General features: G+C 27.8%; 3 protein-coding genes and 1 tRNA gene. All 4 read right to left on the bottom strand.

The genetic code is table 11. The features are described from left to right. Positions 1 to 21 precede the first annotated feature (21 nt). The 4 genes from B2G44_RS02365 to B2G44_RS02050 all read right to left on the bottom strand — a co-directional run bounded on the left by B2G44_RS02365 (position 22) and on the right by B2G44_RS02050 (position 3,162). Positions 22 to 177, bottom strand: coding sequence for a hypothetical protein (locus B2G44_RS02365; protein ID WP_180372479.1), 156 nt, complete (start codon positions 175 to 177; stop codon positions 22 to 24). A 372-nt stretch (positions 178 to 549) separates the two neighbouring features. Continuing rightward, a complete protein-coding gene (locus B2G44_RS02360) occupies positions 550 to 702 on the bottom strand; it encodes a hypothetical protein (protein WP_180372480.1) in 153 nt (50 codons plus the stop codon). Between the two features lie 119 nt (positions 703 to 821). After that, positions 822 to 2,999, bottom strand: a complete 2,178-nt coding sequence (locus B2G44_RS02055; RefSeq protein ID WP_078123168.1) for a polyribonucleotide nucleotidyltransferase — start codon at positions 2,997 to 2,999, stop codon at positions 822 to 824. Between the two features lie 87 nt (positions 3,000 to 3,086). Beyond that, positions 3,087 to 3,162: transfer RNA gene (locus B2G44_RS02050), tRNA-Asn, on the bottom strand. Positions 3,163 to 3,181: the final 19 nt, after the last annotated feature.

The raw sequence follows: 3,181 nt of genomic DNA, 5'->3' as shown, positions 1-3,181 counted from the left end.
TCCCTGCTGTAATTCTCTTTTTTAAAAGCAACCATTTGATGAACGATATTGAATTCTATTCAATGTTCGCGAAAGTTTAGTTTCTGGTGAAACCGTTGTTGACATAATATCAAACCCTTCCTTGATGCCATTGAATAAATAGTAAATTACTCTCTTCTTTTGCCCTATAAGAGTCATTAGCTCTCTTCTCGATAAGACGATTAACTAAATTATTCCAAATTTAGGTTTTACCCTTACGACTACTAAAAAGATGCTTTATCCTTGACTATCCGAACATTTGTTCTAAATTAGTAAACTTAATTACTTAGTTTTAGGATTCTCCAAGTTGCTCTAAATATCTACCTTGGTTCTTTAGGAGAAGTGACCATTTAATTAATGGTGAGATTCCAGATTTTAATTGATAAACTATCAATCCACATACTAATTGATAGGATCTGGATTGTCCGCTTATAGTAGTTTGCGAACAGGTTTGTTAATTACCTCTTCTTTTGTCTTCTTAGGCCATTCCAGGCTTTTCCTTGGAACCACTCGGTGGCGGTATCGTCTTGACTAACTACTTCGTCTCAATCCGCTTTTAAGAACTGCTGTAATTCCTGAGAGTTTCCTTTCAGGAACCGTTCTTATCCTTTCGGTGTTTATCGCACTGGTCATTGGTAAATTGACAAGATAATTAGGCCTCTTTGGCGCCCTATGTGCTAACATGGACTTTCCTAAATCAGAAATTTTTAAATTTTAAAAACATCTAACTTCGATCACCTTCCATTATTCTTATCAACAATTATTTTAACAAATTTTTTAAAAATTAAGTATTTATTAAATAATTATTTATCCCAAACTAAAGATAAATCAATTTTACCTTTTTCATTTATAAAAACACATTTAGCTAAAACTTTTTGTCCTACCGAAACAACATCCTCTACACACTCAACTTTAATATTTGATAATTTACTAATATGAATAAAACCTTCAATTCCAGGAAAAATCTGAACTATAGCAGCAAAAGAATGACCATTTTTTTTATCATATAAAATTTTCATAACAGTAACTTCATAGATTTTACCTATTTTTATTTCATCTACTAAATTTAAAATATAGTTAGATACTTGATTAACAATATTTTCGCTATTATGCATAATAAATATATTGCCATTTTGTTGAATATCAATTTTAACATTATCATAAGTATCAATAATTTGATTAATAATTTTACCACCAGCACCAATAATATCTCGAATTTTATCTACAGGAATAGTAATCATCTTAACTTTAGGTACATAAACAGACATATTCTCTCTAGGCTTTTGAATAGTCATATTCATTTTTTTTAAAATTTCTATTCTACCCAAGCGAGCTTTTTCTAAAACTTCTTGCAAAATATCAAAACTAAGACCTTCTATTTTAATATCCATTTGCGCGGCTGTAATGCCTTGAACAGTTCCGGCGATTTTAAAATCCATATCACCTTTTTGATCTTCTAACCCTTGAATATCGCTTAAAATAACATAATCATTTTCGCTAGAAAAAAATAATCCCATTGCTAAACCTGCTACAGGCCTTAATAAAGGAACTCCTGCATCCATCAAAGCCATAGAAGCTGCACAAATAGTTGCTTGTGAAGATGAACCATTAGACTCTAAAATTTCTGATACTACTCTAATAGTATAAGGAAAATCTTTTTCCATAGGAAGTACATGAGATAAAGCTTTTTTAGTTAACATACCGTGCCCAATTTCTCTTCTAGAAGGCATCATATATTTACCTATAGAACCCACAGCAAAAGGCGGAGAATTATAATGAACAATAAAAGATTCTTTATCTTCTTCGCTCAAATCATCTATCAATTTACATTCACTTAAAGCGCCAATAGTCACAACTGCTAAACTTTGAGTTTCACCACGAGAAAAAATAGCTGATCCATGAGTACGTGGCAAAATACCTACTTCGGTTTCAATAGATCGAATTTTATTTAAAGTTCGCCCATCAATTCTTCGTTTTTCTTTAAAAACCATTTCTCTCATTATATCAGTTAATAAATCATTAAAAAGATGCATAAATTGTTCTTTTATTTTTTCTAATTTATGATTTTCACAACTAACTATAAAAGTCTGGAATATATCATTATCAATTACAAAATCTTTATCTTCTATATATTTTTCCAAAATAAAATTTTTAAGATTATTAATTATATCTGAAAAATTTTTTTTAATAAATTTTTTATTAATTTCTATTTGTAAAGTGTTTTTTACAATCTCAAAATATTTAAATTTAAATTTATTATATAAATTAATATCATAATTATTTGTCAGATCAATATTTTTAATGATATTTAAATTATTTATAATTTCTTCCTGAAAAATACATAATTTTTTAATAAAATTATGACCAAATATCATAGCTGATATTAAATCTTTTTCTGAAATTTCTTTAGAACTAACTTCTATCATATTTAATTTTTCTTTAGTTCCGCTTAAAACTAACCATAAATCAGAAATATTCTTTTGTTGAGGATTGGGGTTAATAATAAATTGATTATTCACTCTACCCACACAAACCGCCGAAACAGCTTTATAAAAAGGAACATTAGAAATTAAAGCAGCTAAAGAACTACCTAAAATACCAAAAATTTCATTATTACAACTATCATCATTGCTTAAAATAGTATTTATAATTTGAATTTCTTTATTAAAATTTTTATTAAATAAAGGTCTTAATGTTCTATCTATCAAACGAGCATTCAATATTCCTGCATCAGAAGGTTTTCCTTCTCGTTTTGAAAAATTTCCTGGTATTTTTCCTGCTGCATAAAATTTTTCTTGATAAAAAATCATCAAAGGCAAATAATCTAAACAAACTTCATTATTTCCGATAACTAAAACACTCAATAAAACAGTATCTTTATAACGAATTAAAACAGAACTATTAGCTTGTTTAGCTAATTTATTAATCTCTACAATGAGTAAATTATTTTCAAAAGTAGTTTCAAACACTTTTAAAGTCATGAAAATCCCCTTTTTTTCTAAAATAAATGCGAAAAATATCACAAACTACTTTTGAAAATAAAATATTAAAAAATTAAAAATTTTAAATGGCGCCTATGCTAGGGATCGAACCTAGGACATTCTGATTAACAGTCAGATGCTCTACCAACTGAGCTACATAGGCACAAATATAAATTATTATA

The sequence above is a fragment of the Candidatus Phytoplasma citri genome, from assembly GCF_002009625.1.
GTDB lineage: Bacteria > Bacillota_I > Bacilli_A > Acholeplasmatales > Acholeplasmataceae > Phytoplasma > Phytoplasma citri.
Note: the sequence above shows the minus strand (reverse complement) of the source record. Positions and strands in the feature narration are given on the sequence as shown.

Coding starts and splice junctions, on each gene's coding strand:
- B2G44_RS02360 (WP_180372480.1), bottom strand. CDS start 702: ATGTTAGCACATAGGGCGCCAAAGAGGCCTAATTATCTTGTCAATTTA.
- B2G44_RS02365 (WP_180372479.1), bottom strand. CDS start 177: ATGACTCTTATAGGGCAAAAGAAGAGAGTAATTTACTATTTATTCAAT.
- B2G44_RS02055 (WP_078123168.1), bottom strand. CDS start 2,999: ATGACTTTAAAAGTGTTTGAAACTACTTTTGAAAATAATTTACTCATT.